This is a genomic window from Pseudomonas sp. B2M1-30 (assembly GCF_025447575.1).
In the GTDB taxonomy this organism is placed as follows: Bacteria; Pseudomonadota; Gammaproteobacteria; order Pseudomonadales; family Pseudomonadaceae; genus Aquipseudomonas; species Aquipseudomonas botevensis.
Genome location: NZ_JAOEJT010000004.1, coordinates 164,721 through 187,879, shown reverse-complemented (window position 1 = coordinate 187,879; position 23,159 = coordinate 164,721). Strand labels below are relative to the sequence as shown.

Below are 23,159 nucleotides of genomic sequence, written 5' to 3'. Positions count from 1 at the left end.
ATGAAAGCTACCCGTTACGCCCTGACATTGCTGCTCTGCGGATTGGCGGCAGGCGCCGCTGCCGCGCCGCTGGACGAACCTCTCAAACCCCTGCCCGACGTGCCGAAGGAGGATCCGGCGCGGGTGAAACTGGGGCGCCAGTTGTTCAATGATCCACGGTTATCGACCAACAACACGCTGTCCTGCGCCAGTTGCCATCAACTGGACAAGGGCGGCGCCGACACTCGCGCCTTCTCCCAGGGTTTCGATGGGCAACCGCTGCCGGTCAACACCCCGAGCGTGTTCAACGCCCGCCTCAATTTTCGTCAGTTCTGGGACGGCCGCGTCGAAACCCTTGAAGAGCAAAGTGACAAAGTCATCACCAGCCCCCACGAAATGGGCAGTAGCTGGGACACCGTGGTGCAACGGCTGAGCGACGATCCGGGGTATCGCCAGGGCTTCGGCGCCGCCTATCCGGACGCCGTGACCAAAGCCAATATCCAGAACGCCCTGGCCAGCTACGAACGCACACTGGCGACGCCCGATTCGCGATTCGATCAGTACCTCAAAGGCAACACGGAGATCCTGACCCTCGATGAAAAGTACGGTTACCAGCGCTTCAAGGACTACGGCTGCATCGCCTGTCATCAAGGGGTCAACATCGGCGGCAACATGTTTCAGAAATTCGGGGTCTTCGGCGACTACATCGCTGATCGCGGCAACCCGACCGAGGCCGACCAGGGCCGCTTCAACGTCACCGGCGACGAAGCCGATCGTGCCGTGTTCAAGGTGCCGAGTCTGCGCAACGTGGCCCTGACCGCGCCGTACTTCCACGACGGTTCGGCGCCGACGCTGGAGCGCGCCGTGGACGTGATGTTCAAGTATCAATTGGGGCGCATGCCCAGCGACGAAGACAAAGCCCTGATCATCCAGTTTCTCAAGACCCTGAGCGGTCACTGGGAGGACACGCCATGATGAATGTTTCGCGCCGCGCCAGCCTGTTGCTGGTGGGCCTGATTGCCGTGGTGCTGGCCTCGATTCTGGTCTTTCTGTACCTCAAGTCGAACTCCGAACAGACCACGACCTATACCGAATCCCGGGACCTGATTCGCCAGATCAAGCAGCAGGACTCCTTGTGGGAAAACGAAATCCTCAAGGCGCGGGTGGCGATTTCCCACAACTACGATCCACTCGTCTCGCCGATGAACGAGATGAACCGATTGTGGCAGCGCTTCGACAGCATGGAGGCAGACCACGGGCGCAACGATCCCGGTAAATGGGAGGACGCCCACGGAGGCTTCCTTAAGGCGATGGAGGAAAAGACCCGGCTGGTGGAACGCTTCAAATCGCACAACGCGTTGCTGCGCAACTCCCTGGCCTTCCTGCCGACCGCCGAAGACGACATTCAGGTGCAACTGGCGAGTCTGTCCGACCTCGACAAACTGCAGATGCAGAACATCGCCACCGACACCTATGACCTATTGCTCAGTGCCCTGGAGTTCGCTCAGGTCACCTCGGCCGACAAGGCCGCCGACATCGAAGTCGGGCTGAGCAAACTGGCGGTCAACGCGCAGCGTCTGCCGGCTGACTTTCAAACCCCGATCAAGATCGTCAGCAATCACATCGGCCTGATCCTGCGCGAGCAGCCGATCGTCAACGAATTGCTCGAACAGATCGAAGCGATCCCCTCGGCCGAACGATTGGACAACATCACCAACCTGCTCGACCTGGATCAGCAGCAAGCCGAGAAGGTCAATCGCCAGTACCACTTTTACCTGCTGGTGTTTTCCGTCCTGCTGATGCTGTCGCTGCTCTGGCTGGCCATCAGCCTGATCCGCAGTTTCGCCGAGATCAACCGGATCAACAGCGCGTTGCAAACCGCCAATGAGGTGCTGGAACAGCGGGTCGAGGAACGTACCCAGGAACTCAAGAATGCCCAGAGCGAACTGCTCGACTCCGCTCGTCAGGCCGGGATGGCCGAGATCGCGACCAACGTGCTGCACAACGTCGGCAACGTACTCAACAGCGTGAACATTTCCTCCGACCTGATCGCGCGCAAATTGCGCGCCAGCAAAACCCAGGGCCTGGGCAAGGCCATGCAGATGATTAACGAGCACCCGGATGACCTCGGCCATTTCCTGACCCAGGACGACAAGGGCAAGCTGCTGCCCGGTTACCTCAATCAACTGGTCGGCGCCATCGCCGCAGAACAGCAGGAAATGGTCGACGAACTGAACCAGATGAACAAAAGCGTCGATCACATCAAGGACATCGTCGCCACCCAGCAATCCTACGCCGGGGCCAACAGCCTGGCCGAACCGTTGTACATCAGCCAGATGCTCGAAGACGCCCTGCGCATGAACGCCGGCGCGCTGACCCGGCACCACGTCACGGTGGTCAAGGAATACGGCGACGTGCCCCAGGTGATGGGCGACAAGCACCGCTTGCTGCTGATCCTGATCAACCTGATCAGCAACGCCAAATACGCGATGTCCGACCTCAACAATCGACCGCGCACCATCACCCTCGGCGCCAGGGTTGTCGATGACAACTTCCTGGAAATCAGCGTGAAGGACGATGGCGAGGGGATCGCCCCGGAAAACATGACGCGGATCTTTGCCCACGGCTTCACCACCCGCAAGGAAGGCCACGGTTTTGGCCTGCACAGCTGTGCCCTGGCGGCCATCGAGATGAACGGCCACCTCACCGCCCACAGTGACGGGCCGGGCCTGGGCGCGTTGTTTACCCTGCAAATTCCGCTGATCAAGGTAACGGAGGACGCATGAGCGAACCATCCAACCGCCGGGTTCTGGTGATCGACGACATGCCGTCGATTCACGATGACTTTCGCAAGATTCTCGCCCCGGCCCAGGCCCAATCGGTCGAGCTGGATGCAATGGAAGCCGCGCTGTTCGGCGAAACCGCCAAACCCGTGCAACAGAAGTTCGAGATGGAATCGGCCTATGGCGGCGAGGAAGGATTGGCCAGGCTGATCGCGGCCATGGACGCACAACGGCCGTTCGCCCTGGCGTTCGTCGACATGCGCATGCCCGACGGCTGGGACGGGGCAAAAACCATCGAGCACTTGTGGCAGAAAGATCCCAAATTGCAGGTGGTGGTCTGCACCGCCTATTCCGATTATTCCTGGGATGAACTGCTGGAGCGCCTGCACGCCCACGACCGCTTGCTGATCCTGAAAAAGCCTTTCGACAACATCGAAGTCCAGCAGATGGCCAATACCCTGCTGACCAAATGGGACATGACCGAACGCGCCTCGATGCAAATGCATGAGCTGGAACATCAGGTGGATCAGCGCACCACGCAGTTCAAGCAGGCCAGCGAAGCATTGCAGCGGGAAATCGACGAGCGCAAACAGCTCGAAGGCCAGTTGGTGCAATCGGAAAAACTCGCGTCGCTGGGGCAACTGGCGGCCGGCGTCGCCCATGAAATCAACAATCCGATCGGCTTCGTCGCCTCCAACCTCGGGGCGCTGGACAGCTACTTCCAGCAGTTGCTGGAGATACTCGATGCCTATCAGGTGGCGAGTCAGACGCTGGGGGCTGAGTCCGCCGCGCAGTTACAGCAATTACGCGAGAAAAACGAACTGGATTTTCTGCTCGATGACATTCCGTCGCTGATCAGGGAATCCAAGGACGGCATCGGCCGGGTCGGACAGATCGTCAAGGACCTGAAGGATTTCTCCCGGGTCGACAGCCAGCTGGAATGGCAGTGGGCCGACTTGCAGCAGGGCATCGATTCGACTCTGAACATCGTCGCCAGCGAACTCAAATACAAGGCCGATGTGATCAAGGATTATCAGGCGTTGCCGGAAGTCGAATGCCTGCCGTCGCAAATCAACCAGGTGGTCATGAACCTGGTGGTCAATGCGGCGCAGGCCATGGGTTCCGAGCGCGGCACCATCACCCTGCGCACCGGGCAACAGGGTGAAACCGCGTGGATCGAAGTCGCCGACAATGGCTCGGGCATTGCGCCGCAAACCCTGCAGAAAATCTTCGACCCGTTCTTCACCACCAAACCGGTCGGCCAGGGGACAGGGCTGGGCCTGTCCCTGTCCTACGGCATCGTGAAAAAACACGGCGGGGAAATCACCGTCAACAGCGAACTCGGGGTCGGCACAACGTTCCGGGTGGAACTGCCGCTGCGCCAGACCCGACCGGCCGCCTGAGGCTCGCTTACGCCGCTTCCTGGAAGTCCATCTCCGGCGGCTGACGACGGAAGCCGCCGGTCAATACCGCGAGGTAGACCACACCGATCGCCAGCCAGCTCAGGCCCAGGTACACCGCCAGGTGATCGAGGCTGACCATCAGCCACAGATCCGCCACCAGACCGATGAACGGGAAGATCAGGAACAGCATCAGTTCGCGCGGGCCTCTTTTGTCGCCACCGATCCAGTAGTGGAAGATCACCGACAGGTTGACCAGGCTGAATGCCAGGAACGCACCGAAGTTGATGAACGAGGTCGAGGTGGTCACGTCGAGTTTCAGCGCCAGCAACGCGACGACCGCGCACAGCAGGATACTGTTGATCGGCGTGCCGAAACGCGCGTGCAGGGTGCCGAAGAACGATTTCGGCAACACGCCGTCACGGCCCATGGCGAACAGCAGCCGCGAACCGCTGGCCTGGGCGGACAGACCCGAGGCGAACTGGCCGACGATCAGACCGATCAGGAAGATCGAGACGAACAGGTCGCCGCCGATGTTGCGGGCGATTTCATAGGCCGCCGAGTCGACGCTGTCGAACTGGAACGACGGGTGGGCAGTCTGCACGAAGTACGCCACGACGACGAAAATCAGCCCGCCGATCAGGGTGATCAGCATGATCGCCCGAGGGATGGTGCGACGCGGATCACGGGTTTCTTCGGTAAGGGTGCTGACCGCATCGAATCCGAGGAACGAGTAACAGGCGATCGCCGCGCCGCTCATGATCAGCGGCATCTGCATGTCGCCATTGAAGAACGGTTTGATCGACCACAGCGGCTGACTGGCGTCACCCCCGACGTAGTGGACGCACAGCGCCACGAAGGCAACCAGCACGAGGAATTGCACCAGCATCAGCAAGGCGTTGATGCCGTTCGCCAGTTTCAGGCCGACAATATTGATCGCGCTGGTGATGCCGATGAACGCCAGCACCCAGATCCATTGCGGCACGGCAGGGAATGCCGACGCCAGATACGCCGCGCCGATCAGCCAGATCGCCATCGGCAGGAACAGATAATCGAGCAACACCGCCCAACCGGCGATGAAGCCGAGTTTCGGGCTGATGGCCTTGCGCACGTAGCTGTAGGCCGACCCGGCCACGGGGAACGCGGCGGCCATGTGCCCGTAGCTCAGGGCGGTGAAAAACATCGCGACCAGCGCCGCCAGATACGCGGCGGGCACCATGCCGGCAGTGGATTGGGCGAGGATACCGAAGGTGCCGAGGACGATGATCGGCGTCATATAGGCGATGCCGAACAGCACCACCGACCCTAGCGAGAGAGTGCGTTGCAAACCAGCCATGAGCGTCTACTCCGAATTTTATTGGATTTATGGCAGAGCCGAGTTCGGCAATATTTCGGGTGTTGCGTTGTTGTTCTGGTGTTGCCGGACTCAAGTGTCCGACGTGAAATCCATTCCCCCTCACCCCAGCCCTCTCCCCCATGGGGGAGAGGGGGAAAGGGAGCCGATCCTTGTACATTTCAAGCCCTGAGTTCGACCTGATGTTTCCGGTCGATGCAGCTTGCAAGAACAACTCGGTCAGTTCCTCTCCCTCCGGGAGAGGGTCAGGGTGAGGGCTGCGTTCAACGGTGGGGAATCAACAGCTCCCGGACACCACCGTCCCGCTCCACAATTTCCCCAGGCAACTTCAACCGCTGATCATCCAGATAGCGGTAATCCTTGCGCGCGATCTCCAGCTGGCCGAAATCCAGCTCGACACTGAACCGCCCCTCTTCCCGCCCGGCCTCGAACAGCAGCGTGCCCAGCGGATCCACCAGCGCACTGCCACCCGCAAACATCAGGCCGTCATCGCCGGCTTCCACGCGATTGACCATCAGCGCATACGCCTGGTTTTCCTGGGCGCGGGCCATGATCGCGGTGCGGTGGGTCGGGCCGTAGGGGTCCATGTTGCCGTTGGTCACGATCAACAGTTCGGCGCCCAATTGCGCGAGGGCGCGGGCGGTTTCCGGAAATTCGATGTCGTAGCAGATCAGCAGGCCGACCCGCACGCCGTTCCACAGGCATGTGGCATAACGGTCGCCCGCCTCGAACACACCGCGATCCGAAGCCCAGAGGTGGGTCTTGCGGTATTTCAGGGCGATGCCTTCGGGAGTGATCAGCAGCGTGGTGTTGTAGAAGCGGCCGTTGTCGTTTTCGGCCATGCCGATCACCACGGCGATGTTGCGTTCGCGGGCGGCGGCCTGCACTGCGCTGACGGTCGGGCCGTCCAGCGGCTCGGCAACCTCAGCCACGGTCTCGGCCGTTGGGAAGCCCATCAGGTGAGTTTCGGGGAACACGACCAATTGCGTGTCAGCGCTGCAGGCAGCAATCGCCGCCAGGGCGCGTTCCAGGTTATAGACCGTGCCATTGTCACGGCCCGCCAGTTGGGCGAGTTCGACTTTCATGGGTATTCCTTGTTATGAGCGCCGGACGCTGAAAGATTGCCCGGTGGCTGTCTGTGAGCCAGTATGCGCAGCAGCGACCGGCCAGGGAATCACGCGGCCGGGGTAACCCGATAGGGGTAGATCCATGACACTTTCGTTTGACGACATCACCTGGCACCGGGCCGTCGGGCAGTTGATCGATGCCCTCGACAAGCCTAACTTCTGGGCGCAACTGGTGCGTCTGCTCGACCAATACGTCACGTTCGATAGCTGGGTGGCCCTGCTGTTCAGCGCCGACCGGCACCCGCAAGTGTTCGCCGAATGCCCCGGCGAGGACGGCAGCCCCGACCAGTTGTTCCAGGACTACCTGCGCGGTCTGTACCTGCTCGACCCCTTCTACATCGCCTGCCGCGAGCAATCGCGCACCGGGTTGTATCGACTGTCGGAAGTGGCGCCGGAGCACTTCGAGCTGACCGAGTATTACCAGCGATACTTTCGTCTGAATGTGGTGGCCGACGAAATCCAGTTCAATTGCCAGCTCGAAGGCGACCGTACGTTGTGCCTGTCGCTGGGCAGCAAACAGCGTTTCAGTGCCGAACAGATTGCCCTGCTGTCGCTGATCCAGCCGTGGGTGCTGGGTTTGCTGCGCCAGCGCCTGCCCTACGAAATCAACGAAGTCGTCGCCCTCGCCCCGCCACCGGTACACAACGACTGGCGGGCGCAACTGGAAGAATCGGTGCAACAGCTCAAGGGCGCGCAATTGACCGCCCGGGAACTGGATGTCGGGCGTTTGATGCTCAGCGGTTGCTCCAGTAAAGAAATCGCCCGTAAGCTGGAAATCTCCGTAGAAACCGTGAAAGTCCATAAGAAACACATGTACAGCAAGCTGGGGATCAAATCCCAGTCGGAGCTGTTTTCGATCTTTCTCCAGGCGCAGAACGCCTGAGCAACGCTGGACCGCTTTCCCGTGGGAGCGGGCTTGCCCGCGAAGGGGCCGTCACATCCGACATGCTGTTGGCCGGACTGGCGCTTTCGCGAGCAAACCCACACCCACACAGGGATCTGCGGCGCAGAAAATCCGAGTCCGAACCAGGGAAACCGTATGAGCCTGTCACTCCTGAGCCGCTACGCCTTCTTTGCCGTCTGCGTGATATTCACCCTCGCCAGCCTGCCCTTCCTCGAACATGACTGGCTGTGGCCGATCACCGCCGTGACAGGGGTATTGAGCCTGATCGGTCTGTTCGACCTGATGCAGAGCCCGCACGCGGTACGCCGCAACTATCCGATCCTGGGCAACATCCGTTATCTGGTCGAAGGCATCCGCCCGGAAATCCGCCAGTACCTGCTGGAGTCCGACAGCGACGCCCTGCCCTTCTCCCGCGCCCAGCGCTCGTTGGTGTACTCGCGGGCCAAGAATGAAACCGCCGACAAACCGTTCGGCACCCTGATCGACGTGTATCAGTCCGGTTTCGAGTTCATCGGCCATTCGATGCGCCCCGCGCCATTGAGCGACCCGAGCAGTTTCCGCGTCACCGTCGGCGGCCCGCAATGCACCCAGCCGTACTCGGCTTCGGTGTTCAACATCTCGGCCATGAGCTTCGGCTCGCTCAGCGCCAACGCCATCCGCGCGCTGAACCAGGGCGCCAAACTCGGCAACTTCGCCCATGACACCGGCGAAGGCAGCATCAGCCCCTACCACCGCGAAAACGGCGGCGACCTGACCTGGGAGTTGGGCAGCGGCTACTTCGGTTGCCGCACCAGCGACGGCCGCTTCGACCCGGAGCGCTTCGCCACCCAGGCGCAGAACCCGCAGGTGCGGATGATCGAAATCAAGATGAGCCAGGGCGCCAAACCCGGCCACGGCGGGATTCTGCCCAAGCACAAGGTCACTCAGGAAATCGCCGACACGCGCGGCATCATGATGGGCGAAGACTGCATCTCGCCGTCACGCCACAGCGCGTTTTCCACTCCGCTGGAAATGATGCATTTCATCCAGCAACTGCGTGAACTGTCCGGCGGCAAACCGGTGGGTTTCAAGTTCTGCCTCGGCCATCCGTGGGAGTTCATGGGCATCGCCAAAGCCATGCTGGAAACCGGCATTCTCCCGGACTTCATCGTCGTCGACGGCAAGGAAGGCGGCACCGGCGCCGCACCGGTGGAGTTCACCGACCACATCGGTGTGCCGATGCGCGAAGGCCTGCTGTTCGTCCACAACACCCTGGTCGGCCTGAACCTGCGGGACAAGATCAAACTCGGCGCCAGCGGCAAGATCGTCAGCGCCTTCGACATCGCCAGCGTCCTGGCCACCGGTGCCGACTGGGCCAACTCGGCACGCGGCTTCATGTTCGCCATCGGCTGCATCCAGTCGCAGAGCTGCCACACCAACAAATGCCCGACCGGCGTCGCCACCCAGGATGCCCTGCGCCAACGTGCCCTCGTGGTCCCGGACAAGGCGCAGCGGGTCTACAACTTCCACCGCAACACCCTCAAGGCCCTGGCCGAAATGCTCGCCGCCGCCGGCCTCGATCACCCCTCGCAACTGTCGGCCAAGCATCTGGTGCGGCGCATGTCGGCGACCGAGATCAAGCTGTTCTCGCAGTTGCACGTCTTCCTCAAGCCGGGGGAATTGCTCACCGGGGAAGTGAACGGCGAGTTCTACTCGCGGATGTGGCAGATGGCGCGGGCGGACAGTTTCGAACCGCAGGACGCCGCAGCGGCATGAGGTTCCAAACTGGGTTGCTCACCACTGCAGCGTTTTGATCGGTGCAGGCTCCTTGAGGACGATGAAACCGTAGTCGCCGATCAGATAGATCCGGTAGAAGCGGCTCTCCAGTAACGCTGGAAAGCCCTGGTAGCCGACGCGGGTGGCATTGCGCCGCTCGCGTTCGGCGACCACGTTGGTGATGCCCACGCCCGGCAGGTTTTCCGCGAGTACCGCGTAGTCGACATTCAGCAGATAACGCAGCACCGGCAGCTGTTTGAATGAACCGGCCGCGCCCACCAGCCAGTGATCGGAATAGCTGACCGACAGGTAAATCCTTTTCGCTTCGCGCAGTTGCCGATGGGCGTTGATGTCCTGGCCGAGGCTGTACAGGACCGACGTGGCGAAGGTTTTCTGCATCGTCAGCACGCGCCCGTAAGCGAACGACAGCGACAGCGTCGCCAGCAACGGAATCATCAGCAACAAGGGCAAACGCCGGTGCAGCGGCGCCAGCCCCAGATTCGCCAGGTAGAACAGCAGGACCAGCAGCACGCCAAAGCCGATCAGGGTGCGTGCGCCTTCGTTGAAATCGCGAAACAGCAGGGTCATGCCGGGCACCAGCAGAACCAGTGAAACCAGCACTGACAGACAGGCCAGCAACCCGCTCCAGCGCGGTGTCTGGCGTCCAAGCCGCGCCATGCCCATCACGGCACACAACAGCAACAGACCGAACAGCCACGGGTAGCCACCGTGAAACAGCAGGGCGACTTTCTCCAGCACCCGCCCACCATTGATGCCGATCTGCAGCAACGGATGGGCGTTCCAGTTCAGCAGGTCGCTGCGACCCTCGGGCAACATGAACGGGTACGCCGTGCCGCTGTAGATCAACACCCCCAGGCCCAGTTGCGCGCCTTTGCAGCCAAGCATTCGCCAGATCTGCGCCCATGGGACGCGACGATGAATCGCGCGGATCAACGCCACCCCGCACAAGCCGAGAAACACATTGAGGCTGATCTGATACAGCCCGATCGCCAGCGCCAGCAGTGCCGCCGGAATCAACCATCGCTGCACCCGCGAAACGCTGTCGAAGCTGATGGCGAAAATCACCGCCGCCAGGCTCAGCGCCATGCATGGGCCGTCGTACTGATAGGACAGGTTTTGCAGCAGGAACGGGTTGTACCAGAGCGGCAACACCACCAGGCAACCGGCCAGGGTTGGCTCGGGGAAATAGTGAAACGTCAGTCGGCTCAGGGCCAGGGCCATCACCCCAACTGCCAGCAGCAGCGGCAAGGGGAAAATGTTCGGCGCGGCGCCGCTGAAGGTCAGCACCTCATACAGCCAGTCGGCGAACAACCGGCCTTGCCCGGCCCAGGCATTACCGGCGGCCAGCGCGCGCCAGTTGTCGTCGATATAGGGGAAGTCCGCGAGGATCAGCGGCAGGACGTACAGCGCTGTCGCGAGCAAAAAAAACCACAGGACCTGACGGCGGCCGAGTTCACGAACGAAAAAATCGCTCATCCTCATTACGGTGACTCCATTCACTGTCGAGTGGCATCGATAGTGATAAAGATTGGAGTCTGACAATGGGTTTTCTGTCAGTTTTTCAGACCGACGGTGGGCGCCGGCCGCCCAACGAAAAAGGCCCCGGTCTTGCGAGCGGGGCCTTGGCATTGCAGACGTCTTCGATCAGGAAGCGGAACGCACCGCGCCTTGCGAGCCTTCGTTCGGTTGCAACTTGAACACGTAGAACAAAACGGTCAGCAGCACCAGGAACGCAGGCCCGACATAGAGCGCCACGCGGGTATCCGGGAAGTACGCCATCAGGCCCACCACCAGCACCAGGAACGCCAGCGCGAAGTACGAGCTGACCGGGTACAGCCACATCTTGTATTTCAGCCCGGCACGTTCGCTGGCGCTCAGGCCTTTGCGGAATTTCAGCTGGGCCAGCAGGATCATCACCCAGGTCCAGATCGCGCCGAAGGTGGCAATCGAGGTAACCCAGACGAAGACTTTTTCCGGCACCAGATAGTTGAGCAGCACACCCAGCAGCAACGCGCCGATCGACAGCAGCAAGGCGCGACGCGGCACGCCGTTGCTCGAGGTCCTGGCGAACCCGGCCGGGGCCTGGCCGTTCTGCGCCAGGCTGTAGAGCATGCGCCCGGTGCTGAAGATGCCACCGTTGCACGACGACAGCGCAGCGGTGATCACCACGAAGTTGATGATGCCCGCAGCGGTCTTGATCCCCAGGCGTTCGAAGGTCATCACGAACGGACTGCCCTGGGTGCCGATTTCATTCCACGGATAGATCGACAGGATCACGAACAGCGCGCCGACGTAGAACAGCAGGATCCGCCAGAACACCGAGCCGATCGCATCGGGAATGGTCTTCTGCGGGTTCTTCGCTTCACCGGCGGTCAGGCCGATCATCTCCACGCCCAGATAGGCGAACATGACCATTTGCAGCGACATCAGCACGCCCTGCACGCCGTTGGGCATGAACCCGCCGTGGGTCCAGAGGTTGGAAATCCCCAGCGCCACGCCATCGTTGCCGAAACCGAACGCGATGATGCCGATGCCGCCCAGCACCATGGCGATGATGGTGACGATCTTGATCAGCGCGAACCAGAATTCGAACTCACCGAAGGCCTTCACCGCGATCAGGTTGACCGAGCCCATGCTGACCAGCGCCGCGAGCGCCCAGATCCAGCGCGGTACGTCGGGGAACCAGATGCCCATGTACACCGCCACCGCCGTGATTTCCGCGACGCAGGTCACCAGCCACAGGAACCAGTAGTTCCAGCCGGTGAGAAACCCCGCCAACGGGCCGAGATAATCCTGGGCGTAGCGGCTGAAGGAGCCGGCCACCGGGTTGTGTACGGCCATTTCGCCAAGGGCGCGCATGATCACCAGGATCGCCAGACCGCCGATGATGTAAGACAGCATGATTGCCGGACCGGCCATTTCGATGGCCTTGGCCGACCCCAGGAACAGACCGACGCCGATACAGGCGCCGAGCGCCATCAAGCGAATGTGCCGTTCGCCGAGTTCGCGTTTGAGCGGACCGCCCTGAGCGGATTCGCCAGCCTGCAGGTGATTACCTGATGACATGGAAGGACAACCTCATCTTGTTATTGGATATGACCCATCGAGTCTCGAAGCGTCGGCCGATAAGCCTTCACCTCCTGAAACCACATCTGTTTCGTGGACAGATGCGTCTTGCAGGGCAGACCTGCAGGATCGGCGGGGCGTGCAGTGTAAGAAACATCGGACAGGGTAATTCACTCTATAAACCGCGACATTCAGAGATAACTCTCGATGATTTGCCATCCCACGGAGAAATACTGTCTATGAAAACCAGAGAAAACCACCGTCGAACGGGTTGGCGAGTATTGCACGGTAATGGTGCAGGGTCATGTTCAGCCGTGAATGCGATTAATCGCGCAAGCGCTCTATTGCGCCATTTCCAGGGCAACACGCACGCCTGACGAGGGTGAACGGCCCGCCCGGCAGATTTGTTCAGATCCCTGTCGCCCACCGTCCTTCACAATTTTTTCACCAGCGCCAACCACCGACTAAGCTTCAGACAAGTCCGATCAATCTGCGTGAATGGATCAATCGACTATGGGCGCTTTGTGGCAAACCGATTCGAGTAAAACCGTGGTTCCGACTGAACGTGTGGATGAAGCGCCTATACCTGAAAAACCCCGTCGTAACCGGCATGGGTGGAAGGCTTTCTGGCTGTTGTTGTTGATCATTGCGATTGTGGTGGGACTGGCAGCGGCCAAGGAGATGCGCACCTCGCGCTTTCAGTCGCGGCAGGTCAGCCAGTACGCGGCGTCGTTGAAATACGAGTTGCAACCGGGGCCGAGCGAAGCGATCCGCTATCCGGGCAACGGGCCGTTCGACCTGCGCCTGGGCTACAGCTCGCTGGATGAGTTCCTGCCGCGACTGCTCAAACGCAATTACGTGATCACCGAGCAGACCCGCTTCTCCGCCGCCCTGCTCGGCTACACCGACAAGGGCCTGTTCGTGCCCTATTCCGAGAAAATCCAGGCCGGGCTGTCGATCACCGACTGCCGTGCCGCGCCGCTGTATCAGTACCAATATCCGCAACAGCTGTATTCGAGTTTCGCGGCGATTCCGCCGGTGGTGGTCAACAGCCTGTTGTTCATCGAGAACCGTTTCCTGCTCGACCCGAAACAACCGCTCGCCAACCCGGCGGTGGACTGGCCGCGCTTTGGCATGGCCGCCTGGTCGCAGGTCGCCAAGCTGCTGCATCTGCCGGGGCAATCGGCGGGCGGCAGTACGCTGGCGACGCAACTGGAAAAATACCGCCACTCACCCGATGGCCTGACGGTGTCCGGAGCCGAGAAGATCCGCCAGATGATTTCCGCCAGCGTGCGCGCCTATCAGGCCGGGCCGCAAACCCTGGTGGCGCGGCAGAACATCATTCGCGACTACCTCAACAGCGTGCCGTTGTCGGCCGTACCCGGCCATGGCGAAGTGCATGGCATGGCCGAAGGCTTGCGGGTCTGGTACGGCGCCGACTTCAACCAGGCCAACGAAAAACTCGCAAGCAGCGCCACCGATCCGCAGACCATGGCCGCCAAGGGCCTGGCCCTGCGCGAAATGCTCTCGCTGATGATCGCCCAGCGCCGCCCTTCCCATTACCTGACCAAGGGCCACGACGAACTGGCCGACCTTACCGACAGCCACCTGCGCCTGCTCAAGCAGAACGGGGTGATCGACAGCGCCCTGGCCGATGCCGCGCTTGCCAGCAAAGTCAGTTACCGCGACTGGCAGACCCAACCGACCATCCAGCCGATCGAAACCAACAAGGGCATCAGCGTCGCCCGCAGTCGCCTGGCCTCGATGCTCAACCGGCCGCTGTACGACCTCGATCGCCTCGACCTCTCGGCCACCAGCACCCTGCAAGGCGAGTTGCAGACCGAAGCCACCGCTTACCTGAAGAAACTCGCCGACCCGGCCTACGCCGCCGAAATCGGCCTGCTCGGCGAACGCCTGCTGACGCCGACCAGCACCACCCAGGTGCGCTACAGCTTCACCCTGTTCGAACTGACCCCGGACGGCTCGCGAGTGCGGGTGCAGACCGACAGCACCGACCAACCGTTCGACATCAACGAGGGCAGCAAGCTCGAACTCGGCTCCACGGCCAAGATGCGCGTGCTGACCACTTATTTGCAGATCATCTCCGAGCTGCACGACAAGTACGCCGGCATGTCCGTGCCGGAACTGAAAAAAGTCGACGTGCCGGATCAGGATCGCCTGAGCCAGTGGGTCATCGACTACCTGGTGCAGAACAAGGATCGCGACCTGTCGAAGATGCTTGGCGCCGCCCTTGACCGCAAATACTCGGCCAGCCCCGGCGAGGCGTTTTTCACCGGTGGCGGCCTGCATGTGTTCCACAACTTTCGCAAGGAAGACAACGGCCGCATGCCGACCCTGCGCGATGCCCTGCGCGAATCGATCAACCTGCCGTTCATTCGCCTGATGCGCGACCTGGTGCGCTACACCACCTACTCCGGCCCCAACAACAGCGCCGAACTGCTCAAGGACGACCGCGACCCGCGGCGCCAGGAATACCTGGCGAATTTCGCCGACCGCGAAGGCACCTCGTTCCTGCTCAAGTTCTGGAAGAAGTACAAGAACAAGGACACCCAGGCGCGCCTGGAAACCTTCCTCGACAGCATGCGCCCGACGCCGATCCGCATGGCCGCCGTGCATCGCTACCTGCTGCCGAACGCCAGCCAGGAAGACTTCAACAGCTTCGTGCGCTCGCACCTCAAGGGCACCAAGCTCACCGAAAAACTCACCGACGAACGCCTGGAACGGCTCTACCTGGCCTACGGTCCCGGCACCTACGATCTGCCGGACCAGGGCTTCATCGCCAAGGTTCACCCGCTGGACCTGTGGATGATCGGCTACCTGCTCAACCACCCCGACGCGACCTTCAGCCAGATCGTCAAGGCCAGCGAATTCGAGCGCCAGGAAGTCTACAGCTGGCTGTTCAAGAGCAAGCACAAGGGCGCACGGGACAGCCGGATCCGCACCATGCTGGAGATCGAGGCGTTTCTCGAGATCCATCAGCGCTGGCAGAAAGTCGGCTACCCGTTCGATCATCTGGTGCCATCGCTGGCGACCGCCATCGGCAGTTCCGGCGACCGTCCGGCAGCCCTGGCCGAGCTGATCGGCACCATCCTCAACGACGGCGTGCGCATGCCGACCCTGCGCATCGACAGCCTGCATTTTGCAGCGGATACACCGTATGAAACGCGGCTGGTCAACGACCCGCACGTCGGCAAACGGGTGATGCCGTCGGAAGTCGCCACGGCCATGCGCGAAGCGTTGTCGCAAGTGGTGGACGCCGGTACGGCCAAACGTGTTGCCGGCAGTTTCAAACTGGCCGATGGCACGCCACTGGCGATGGGCGGCAAGACCGGCACCGGCGACAACCGCATCGAGGCCATCGGCTCCGGCGGGCGGATTCTCAGTTCCAAGTCGATCAACCGGACCGCGACCTTTGTGTTCTACATCGGCGACAGCCACTTCGGCACGCTCACCGCCTACGTCCCCGGTCGCTCGGCGGAAAACTTCAAATTCACCTCGGCCCTGCCGGTGCAGGTACTCAAGGGCATGGCGCCGATTCTCAATAACTACCTGCAACCGGGCAGCCATTCACAATGCACTCCGCCACAGGCACCGACCGTGGCCTCGGTGAATGATTCGACACTTGAATGAAACACTGACAGGGGCGGTATTTATTTATTTTATGCATTTCAATATTCAATCATTCACTCATGAAGGACGTTGTTCGGCAGCAGACTTTTAAACTAATCATTCAAGACCTTGAACGTTAGTCTGGCGATTCCAGACTGACTCAAGGCTTTAACAATGACCGCAACATCCGAAAACAAAGGGCAACATTACGACTTAATTAAATCGCATATCCATCCGGTATTCGCTGATATGCAACTGCACCGCAGCGAAGCGCTGCGCAACGCCTCGCACAAGCGTGAACGCTGGATGATCAAGGCCCCCAAGAAAGCACTGAACCGGATATCCGATGCCAACCTGAAAGCCTGGGACACACAGAACAAAACCGACCAATTGCTCGACCGTGTAAAAAACGCTTATGCCTTTGCCGAACCGTTGTTAAAGGCAAAACTGCGTGAACTGGTGGATATCGAAGTTGATGTAAATAACACTTACTTGAGACTGTATGTACCGCAAGGTACGCCTTGGTGGGTCATACACGTTGCGAAAGGTTATTCGATTCGAAAAGTCTCATTACTGGATGCCGCCCTGCACAACTTTTCCGAAGATGAAACATTCACCGATGAATCCGCCTTCCTGTTGAAAACCGATCCTTATCGCGACCTCTACGACCTCTCGCCCCTGGATAAAAAAATCACCATCCGCCAGTTTCAGAAACTCTGCCGGGAACTGGACCTGGGGGCGCAGTTCAAGGCTCACCTTGAAAGCTACCTGCTCAACCCGGAGCCGGTCGCCCAGTCCTACCTGCGAGTGCGCGTACAGCAGAGCCAGCAAGCCGCGCTCAAGGCAGCGGCGCACATGGCGCTGGTTCGACATGACATCACTCGCGAAGCCCACCGGCTGATCGGCGAACTGCTGCGGGGCCGGCTCGATCTGAAATTCCACGGTCAGACCATGCTGCTCTGTGACCTGGGCATGATGGACCTGAACCTCACCGGCATTCTGATCATTCAGCCGGCGCCTTACTGCGAAGAGGTTTCGCGCAAGGTGCTGGCATGGGTGCCGCACGATCCGGATCACCCGCTCAAGGAGTACAACTCCACGATCGACTTCATGAACGAGCTGACCCGCCAGTTGCGGGAAAACAAGACTTCGCCGGCCACGGGCGTCAGTTATCGGCAGTTCTTCAGTCAGTTCGTCGATCACGGCCAGCGCGGACACTTTTTTGCCGATCTCGAACAGCGCCTGACCTTTATCAAGTGGTATCCAAAGGAGCCGGGCGATTCACGTCCGTCGTGGCGCGAAACCCCGGTGGACAATCCGCGCCTGCAATTCAGTGCGACACCGATCCGGGAGCCGCTGTGGCGCTATCGCTACCACCAGCAACTCAACAAGATTCTCAATGACGGGCGAATGATCGCGGTCTCCACCGCTGATGCCGACAGCAATGCGCGCTGGGCCTGGTGGGAGAACTTCAAGAAAATCGCCTCGGACATTTTCAACGTGGCGTTGCTGGTGGTCTCTCCGTTCGTCCCGGTGCTGGGTCAGCTGATGATGGCCTACACCGCCTACCAACTGGCCAGCGACGTGATCGAAGGCATCGTGGATCTGGCCGAGGGCCTGTGGTCCGAGGCGACGGATCATTTGCTCGGGGTGGTCAACGACGTCATTCAGTTCGCCCTTATCGGCGTCGGCGGTCAACTGGCCAGTGAGTTCTCCCTGAAGCTTTCGCCCCTGGTCGAGAACATGAAGGCGGTGCCCTCGGCTGACGGCAAGACCCGCTTGTGGCATCCCGACCTCGCCCCTTACAACCAGCCGGAACTGGCCGTGCCCAGCGAATCGAAGCCCGATGCCAAGGGCCTGCATCAGCATGCCGGCAAGACGGTTCTGCCGCTGGACGACAACCATTACGCGGTCAAGGTCAATCCGCGCAGCGGCGAGCACCGCATCGAACATCCCACGCGCAAGGACGCCTACTCACCGAGACTGCGCCACAACGGCCAGGGCGCCTGGAGCCACGAAGCGGAAGCCCCGGAAAACTGGCAAGGCCCGACCCTCATGCGCCGCCTGGGCCACACGGTCGACGGCTACAGCGACAGCGAGCTGGAAAAAATCCGCAGCATCAGCGGCACGTCCGAGGATGCGCTGCGCCGCATGCATGTGCAGAACGACCCGCCACCACCGCTGTTGGCCGACACCCTGACCCGCTTCAAAACCCTGGACGAAGCGAAAGATGTCGGCCGCCTGATTCGCACCGGGCAGCCGCTCCCCCCGGAGGCTCACTGGTTCGACCGAACGGTGCCGGACATGCCCGGCTGGCCCGCCGACAAGGCGCTGAAAATCTGCGAACACAATGACCTCACTGGCGCCTCTCGGGTGTACGGCACCCCCCATGCCAGCGACAGTCAGACGCTGTCTATCGGCATTGGTGACGTAATGGACAACAAACTCCCGGAACGCCTGGTGGCGTTTCTCGATGACGCCGACATGCAGTCGCTGCTCGGCAGCGAGTACCCGAAGGAACAGCGGGCGCAGGCCTTGCGCGACCGGCTCGCGCACATCGCGAACAGCCGCACCGCTGACATCTTCGACTATCAGTACCGGTTCAAGAACCGCTCCCACGATGCCGAGGCCACCCTGCTCCAACAGCAGTACCCGCCACTGCCGGCACCGCTTGCCGAAACCCTGGTCGAGCAGGCCAGCGCCGACGAACACAAGGTCATGGACGAAGAGCAACGCATTCCCCTGCGCCTGAAAAACCAGGCGCGGGAAATCGCTTTCGAGGTAATGACCACCCGCGCCAACGAAGGCTTGTATGAGCCGGAACTGCTGACCGCCGACACCGAACGCCTGGCCCTCAATGCCCTGAAGTTTCACACCGACACCTACGAAAACCTGCGCATCGAGGTACGCAACGGCCACCCTGCCGGTGAGCTGCGCAGCAGCGCCGGAGGTGCGGATGCCGCGACCGTACGGGTGCTGGTTCGCGATCGACAGGGGCGTTATGCCGTGTTCGACGGCGAAAGCAAACAACTGCACGGGGCCACTGATTTTTATGAAGCCTTGCTCTGGGCCATGCCCGAGGAAAAACGCGCCGCACTGGGCTATCGCAGCGGGCAAGGGCAAATGTTCAGGCAATGGATCAGGGTCAAGACCGATCTGCCGGCCGAACGCCGGACGCTGTTGGCGGAAAAGCCGATCCGCCCGGTTGTGCCCAGACAGATCGAGCTGCTGGTGCGTGGCGCCAACCAGTCCCGCGAGCCGCAAACGGTGGAGGATAAAGTCAGAAACCTGTATCCGCATTTCACCGACGCCGAGGTCGAGCGGTTCTGCCGTTCGCTGGACGCCACCGGCGATGCGCATGGAAAAATCGACCAACTGAAAACCGAATACGACCGTTTGCAGGACATCCTCGAGAACTGGCGCCAGGAAAACCTGGCGGGCTGGGACCCGGCGGGTCCCGAAGCAGTGCCCAACTCTTACATCACCTATGAACGCAAGGGCGGACGTTTTCTCGCCAGGCAACTGCTGGAATGTTTCAGTCGCGCATCCGACGTGTTCGGCGAGCGCAACAGAAGCCTTGAGAGCGGCTACGCACTGAATCTGTCCACGGATGGCGTGCCCCATAATCTCCAGCATTGGTGGAACCAGATGCCGGAAGCCCTCAAGCCTTACCTCGAACAGATCACCTCATTGAATCTCGATGGCCAGATTTTTTCGCCCAAGCCCGAAGGGCTTTTGAAAGACTTCCATCACTTGCGCCAGTTCAGCGCCAGAAACTGCGGCCTCAAGGCCTTGCCGGAAAGCGTTGGCAAGATGTATCGACTGGAAGACTTGCGGCTGAACAACAACCCGATGCCGTTGACGCCTGCCACAGCGCGACAAGTGAGCAATCTCACGCATCTGCAAACCCTGCGCCTGGATAACACGCCGCTGGACACCGTGCCTTACATCGGAAGGATGCCGAGGCTGCGGATTCTGAGCCTGAGAAACACCGGCATCGACAGTTGGCCGCCGGGGCTGTTCGACAAACCCCGGCCGCGTGAGTTTTATCTGAGCCTGGGCGGCAATCAGATCAAATACATACCCGAGGTGCGACCCGGCTCCGACGATGCACGCCTGATTGCACGTACCCTTCTCTATCCAGACTGGATGACCGCGTCGACCCGCTCGGCCTACGAACGATACCGACAGTCAGTCGGCATGCACCCCTACCCGGTCTATTCGACGGCGGCCGCCGACTTGCTCGAACGCTGGCCGGTCCACACCGATACCACGACCCTTGATGAAACCCCCGGGGTGGGTGCTTACCGACCCGAAGCCTGGCACGACCTGGCCAGCGAACCCGAGTCCGAGGGTTTCTTCAAGGTCTTGCAGAACCTGACTCAATCCGCCGACTACCTGCAAGGCGGCGATGCCAACGATCAGCTGACCGAACGCGTCTGGCGCATGGTCGAGGCGGCGGATATCGACGACGCGTTGCGTGAAAAGCTGTTCATCATGTCCACCGAACCCGAGGGCTGCGAGGACGCCGGGGCGCAGTTGTTCAACAACATGGGCATCCACGTGCTGGAATCCGAAGCCCGTATGTTTTCCCGAACGCCTGCGGAACTGGAAAGCAGACTGGTGACCTTGGCCAAAGGCAAGGCGCGCCTGAGCAAAGTCGGCGAGATAGCCCAGGCCGATATCGCCAAACGCGGCGGCAATCCCGATGAAGTCGAAGTGCATCTGGCCTACGAGACCGGACTGGCCAAACGCCTGGAATTGCCATGGCAATCCGAAGCGATGAAGTTTCAGCAAGTCAGCGGCGTCAACGAAGAGACCATCGAAAAGGCCTACACCAAGATCCTTGCCGAAGAACGAGGCAATGGCCTGGTGGACCAGATGCTCGAACAGAAATTCTGGAGGGACTATCTGGAGGAAACCCACCCTGGGGAAATGCGCGCCAACACCGATGCCTGCCTGGAAAAAATCGATCTGCTGGTGGAGTTGCAGACCGCCCAGGCGCAGTGGGTCGAGGCGGCCGACCTGCCCGACGCCGAACGCGCGTTGCGCCGACAGAAAGTCGCCGAGATCGCGCACAAATTATCCATCCCGGATGACGTGGTGTTCACCCCGCAGAAAATGTCCGAGGAAACCATCGCCCGGTTGAATGCGGACATCGGCGAACAGGAAAAACAACTCGCCCGCCGACTGACCCGCGAGGCCATGGAGCGCGCCAGGATCTGAAGCCCTGCACCTTTGGATAGCTCATCCTCGTGGTAGCCGGGCTTGCCCGCGAAGAGTGTTCGCGGGCAGCCCATCAAACGCCTGACATCGGACTAGACCTCCGAATCCCAGATCACCGTGACCTTGCCGGCAAAGCGCTTCGCCTTGTCGGGTTCGATCATGTTTTCCATGTAATAGCTCGGCACTTCGAAGTGCAGCACGCCCGGCGCGCGGTCGACGTACAGCGCCGGTTGAAACACCGCGTCGGTCGAGGTTTCCGTCAGCCGTCGTTTCTGCACCGGTTGGCCTTTGTCGTCAGTGATGCTCAGGGGCAGGCTGACGCTCATGTTGACCTGCGGAAAAATGCTGCCGGATTGCGCATCCCGCAAACTGCATCCGCCGATGCCCGCATGCTCACATTCGATGGACATGCGAAACCGCGAAGAGGCGGAGATGTTGAACGTCTGGTCACGGAACAACCGCTCGGGCCGGCGCCCGCTCTGCAGCCAGGCCTGCCAGCCGCCCTGGGGTATCAGCTCGACTTTGTTGCCACCCGGCGGCAGGTCGACCTTGAGCACATGCTGGACATCCAGCACGAAACGGAAGGTCACCTCGGCGCTGTCCGGCAGCATGTTGTCGCCGGTGTCGATGTCCATGCCCGGCCCGACGCTGTAGCGCAACTCGCCGACGTACAGCCCGGACGACATCTGCAACGGGTTCGGCGTACGCAGCTCGTAACCGACATCCAGATACCCGTACGACATCCACGGAATGGTGAATGCCGCCTGCCTGGCACAGGTGCCAACGTCCTGGGCTCGCCAGAAAAACCGGTAGAACTCCGGCCCGTAGGAGAACATCGCCGCCCCTTTGCAGGGCGGTGTCACGAACCACCAGGACCGGCCCCCCCACAGCGCTTCATGAGCGCGCTCGTCATTGGACTCACCCGTCAGATTGACCGCCGTGTCACTCAACACGTACTGCGAACCGAACCCGCCAATGCGCATTTCGACCGTGGCCGCCTCACCGGTGAACACATGGGAAACCACCAGGCTGCGCCACTGCGCGGGCATGCTGAACATCGCGCCGTTGCGCTCCGAGGCACCGGGCACGATCGCCTGCACCGAGGCGAAACGCACGGGCAACCGCACGCCCGACAACGGCTTGCAGTCATTGGGGAACGTCGCGCAATAACCACTCGGCGGCGTCTGATTGATAAACGCATTGATCTGCGGATTGGCCGGATCGGGCACATACACCGCGCGAATTTCCTGAGTCACGCCATGGGCCATGGCCGATAACAACCAGACACACGCACCGAACCACACTCTTGCTCTCTTGCATCCTGAAACCATTACCCGCTCCTTGCTTGAACAGCGCTGCAGGCAATCAGCCCGCCGGGGCCGCGACATTGAAAATGATGTTGACGCTGCCGTAGTAATCCCCCGGTTTGTAGCCTTCGACATGCGGCCTCGGTTCGATTTGCAGCAACACGCGCTTGCCCGCCACCGCTTCCTCGCGCGAAACCACCTGGCGCGGAGTCGGGTTGTGGCTCAGTTCCACCCCGTTGAAGGTGACCCGCAGACTGATGTCGTCCCGCGAGTCCTGGCCGCTGGACAGAATGGCGAAGCTTTCCAGGCGCGCTTCGATGGCGCTGCTGTCGGTGCGCACATCGAAGTTCTTGCGCAGGCTGCCCAGGGTCGAGGTCGCGAGATTCCAGGGCAACGCCTGCTGGAGGTGGATCCAGTCCGACTCGCTGGGTATCACATAGAATTCCAGGGTCGGAATGTCTACCGAAACTTCAAAGACGTGTTTCTCCTGCGCCGCTAACGCCGATTCCGCCAGGGGCGGCGACACGCCCACGGAGACGGCAATGACCGCTTGCTTGATCATGTCACTTCCTTTTTGCATCGATAAAAAAACCGCCTCCCTGGCGGT

Annotated in this window: 13 protein-coding genes; 7 read left to right on the top strand and 6 right to left on the bottom strand. The window is 61.0% G+C overall.

Going from position 1 to position 23,159, the window contains the following annotated elements:
• The 3 genes from N8H74_RS10340 to N8H74_RS10330 are packed head-to-tail and all read left to right on the top strand — an operon-like array spanning nucleotide 1 to nucleotide 4,165.
• Complete coding sequence (locus N8H74_RS10340) at nucleotides 1–954, top strand: cytochrome c peroxidase (protein ID WP_262147364.1); 954 nt, start codon at nucleotides 1–3, stop codon at nucleotides 952–954.
• The gene (locus N8H74_RS10335) at nucleotides 951–2,765 is read left to right on the top strand and encodes a DAHL domain-containing protein (protein WP_217833722.1); all 1,815 of its coding nucleotides are present in this window, start codon (nucleotides 951–953) and stop codon (nucleotides 2,763–2,765) included. Before N8H74_RS10340 ends, N8H74_RS10335 begins: the two co-directional genes overlap by 4 nt.
• Complete coding sequence (locus N8H74_RS10330) at nucleotides 2,762–4,165, top strand: ATP-binding protein (protein WP_262147362.1); 1,404 nt, start codon at nucleotides 2,762–2,764, stop codon at nucleotides 4,163–4,165. Before N8H74_RS10335 ends, N8H74_RS10330 begins: the two co-directional genes overlap by 4 nt.
• A 7-nt stretch (nucleotides 4,166–4,172) precedes the next feature.
• On the opposite strand, the gene N8H74_RS10325 is transcribed toward N8H74_RS10330, so the two are convergent.
• Nucleotides 4,173–5,498 carry an APC family permease gene (locus N8H74_RS10325; protein WP_262147360.1) on the bottom strand — a complete coding sequence of 442 codons (1,326 nt, stop codon included), beginning with the start codon at nucleotides 5,496–5,498 and terminating at the stop codon, nucleotides 4,173–4,175.
• Between the two features lie 281 nt (nucleotides 5,499–5,779).
• Nucleotides 5,780–6,601 carry a carbon-nitrogen hydrolase family protein gene (locus N8H74_RS10320; protein ID WP_217833719.1) on the bottom strand — a complete coding sequence of 274 codons (822 nt, stop codon included), beginning with the start codon at nucleotides 6,599–6,601 and terminating at the stop codon, nucleotides 5,780–5,782.
• Between the two features lie 124 nt (nucleotides 6,602–6,725).
• Here N8H74_RS10320 and N8H74_RS10315 point away from each other — a divergent pair, with 124 nt between their 5' ends.
• Both N8H74_RS10315 and N8H74_RS10310 read left to right on the top strand, forming a co-directional pair.
• Nucleotides 6,726–7,526, top strand: a complete 801-nt coding sequence (locus N8H74_RS10315) for a LuxR C-terminal-related transcriptional regulator (RefSeq protein WP_217833718.1) — start codon at nucleotides 6,726–6,728, stop codon at nucleotides 7,524–7,526.
• Nucleotides 7,527–7,682: 156 nt separating this feature from the next.
• Entirely contained in the window at nucleotides 7,683–9,302 is a 1,620-nt protein-coding gene (locus N8H74_RS10310; RefSeq protein WP_262147356.1) for an FMN-binding glutamate synthase family protein, read from the top strand.
• Between the two features lie 18 nt (nucleotides 9,303–9,320).
• On the opposite strand, the gene N8H74_RS10305 is transcribed toward N8H74_RS10310, so the two are convergent.
• A complete protein-coding gene (locus N8H74_RS10305; protein WP_262147354.1) occupies nucleotides 9,321–10,805 on the bottom strand; it encodes a glucosyltransferase domain-containing protein in 1,485 nt (494 codons plus the stop codon).
• A 162-nt stretch (nucleotides 10,806–10,967) separates the two neighbouring features.
• The gene (locus N8H74_RS10300; RefSeq protein WP_262147353.1) at nucleotides 10,968–12,389 is read right to left on the bottom strand and encodes an amino acid permease; all 1,422 of its coding nucleotides are present in this window, start codon (nucleotides 12,387–12,389) and stop codon (nucleotides 10,968–10,970) included.
• A 513-nt stretch (nucleotides 12,390–12,902) separates the two neighbouring features.
• On the opposite strand from N8H74_RS10300, the gene N8H74_RS10295 reads away from it, so the two are divergent.
• Nucleotides 12,903–16,040, top strand: a complete 3,138-nt coding sequence (locus N8H74_RS10295) for a transglycosylase domain-containing protein (RefSeq protein WP_262147351.1) — start codon at nucleotides 12,903–12,905, stop codon at nucleotides 16,038–16,040.
• A 228-nt stretch (nucleotides 16,041–16,268) separates the two neighbouring features.
• On the top strand, nucleotides 16,269–21,245 hold the full coding sequence (locus N8H74_RS10290; protein WP_262147349.1) for an NEL-type E3 ubiquitin ligase domain-containing protein: 4,977 nt from the start codon (nucleotides 16,269–16,271) through the stop codon (nucleotides 21,243–21,245).
• Nucleotides 21,246–21,337: 92 nt separating this feature from the next.
• Here N8H74_RS10290 and N8H74_RS10285 read toward each other — a convergent pair whose 3' ends face one another.
• Both N8H74_RS10285 and N8H74_RS10280 read right to left on the bottom strand, forming a co-directional pair.
• A complete protein-coding gene (locus N8H74_RS10285) occupies nucleotides 21,338–22,549 on the bottom strand; it encodes a hypothetical protein (RefSeq protein ID WP_262147347.1) in 1,212 nt (403 codons plus the stop codon).
• A gap of 61 nt (nucleotides 22,550–22,610) precedes the next feature.
• Complete coding sequence (locus N8H74_RS10280) at nucleotides 22,611–23,114, bottom strand: fimbrial protein (RefSeq protein WP_262147345.1); 504 nt, start codon at nucleotides 23,112–23,114, stop codon at nucleotides 22,611–22,613.
• Nucleotides 23,115–23,159: the final 45 nt, after the last annotated feature.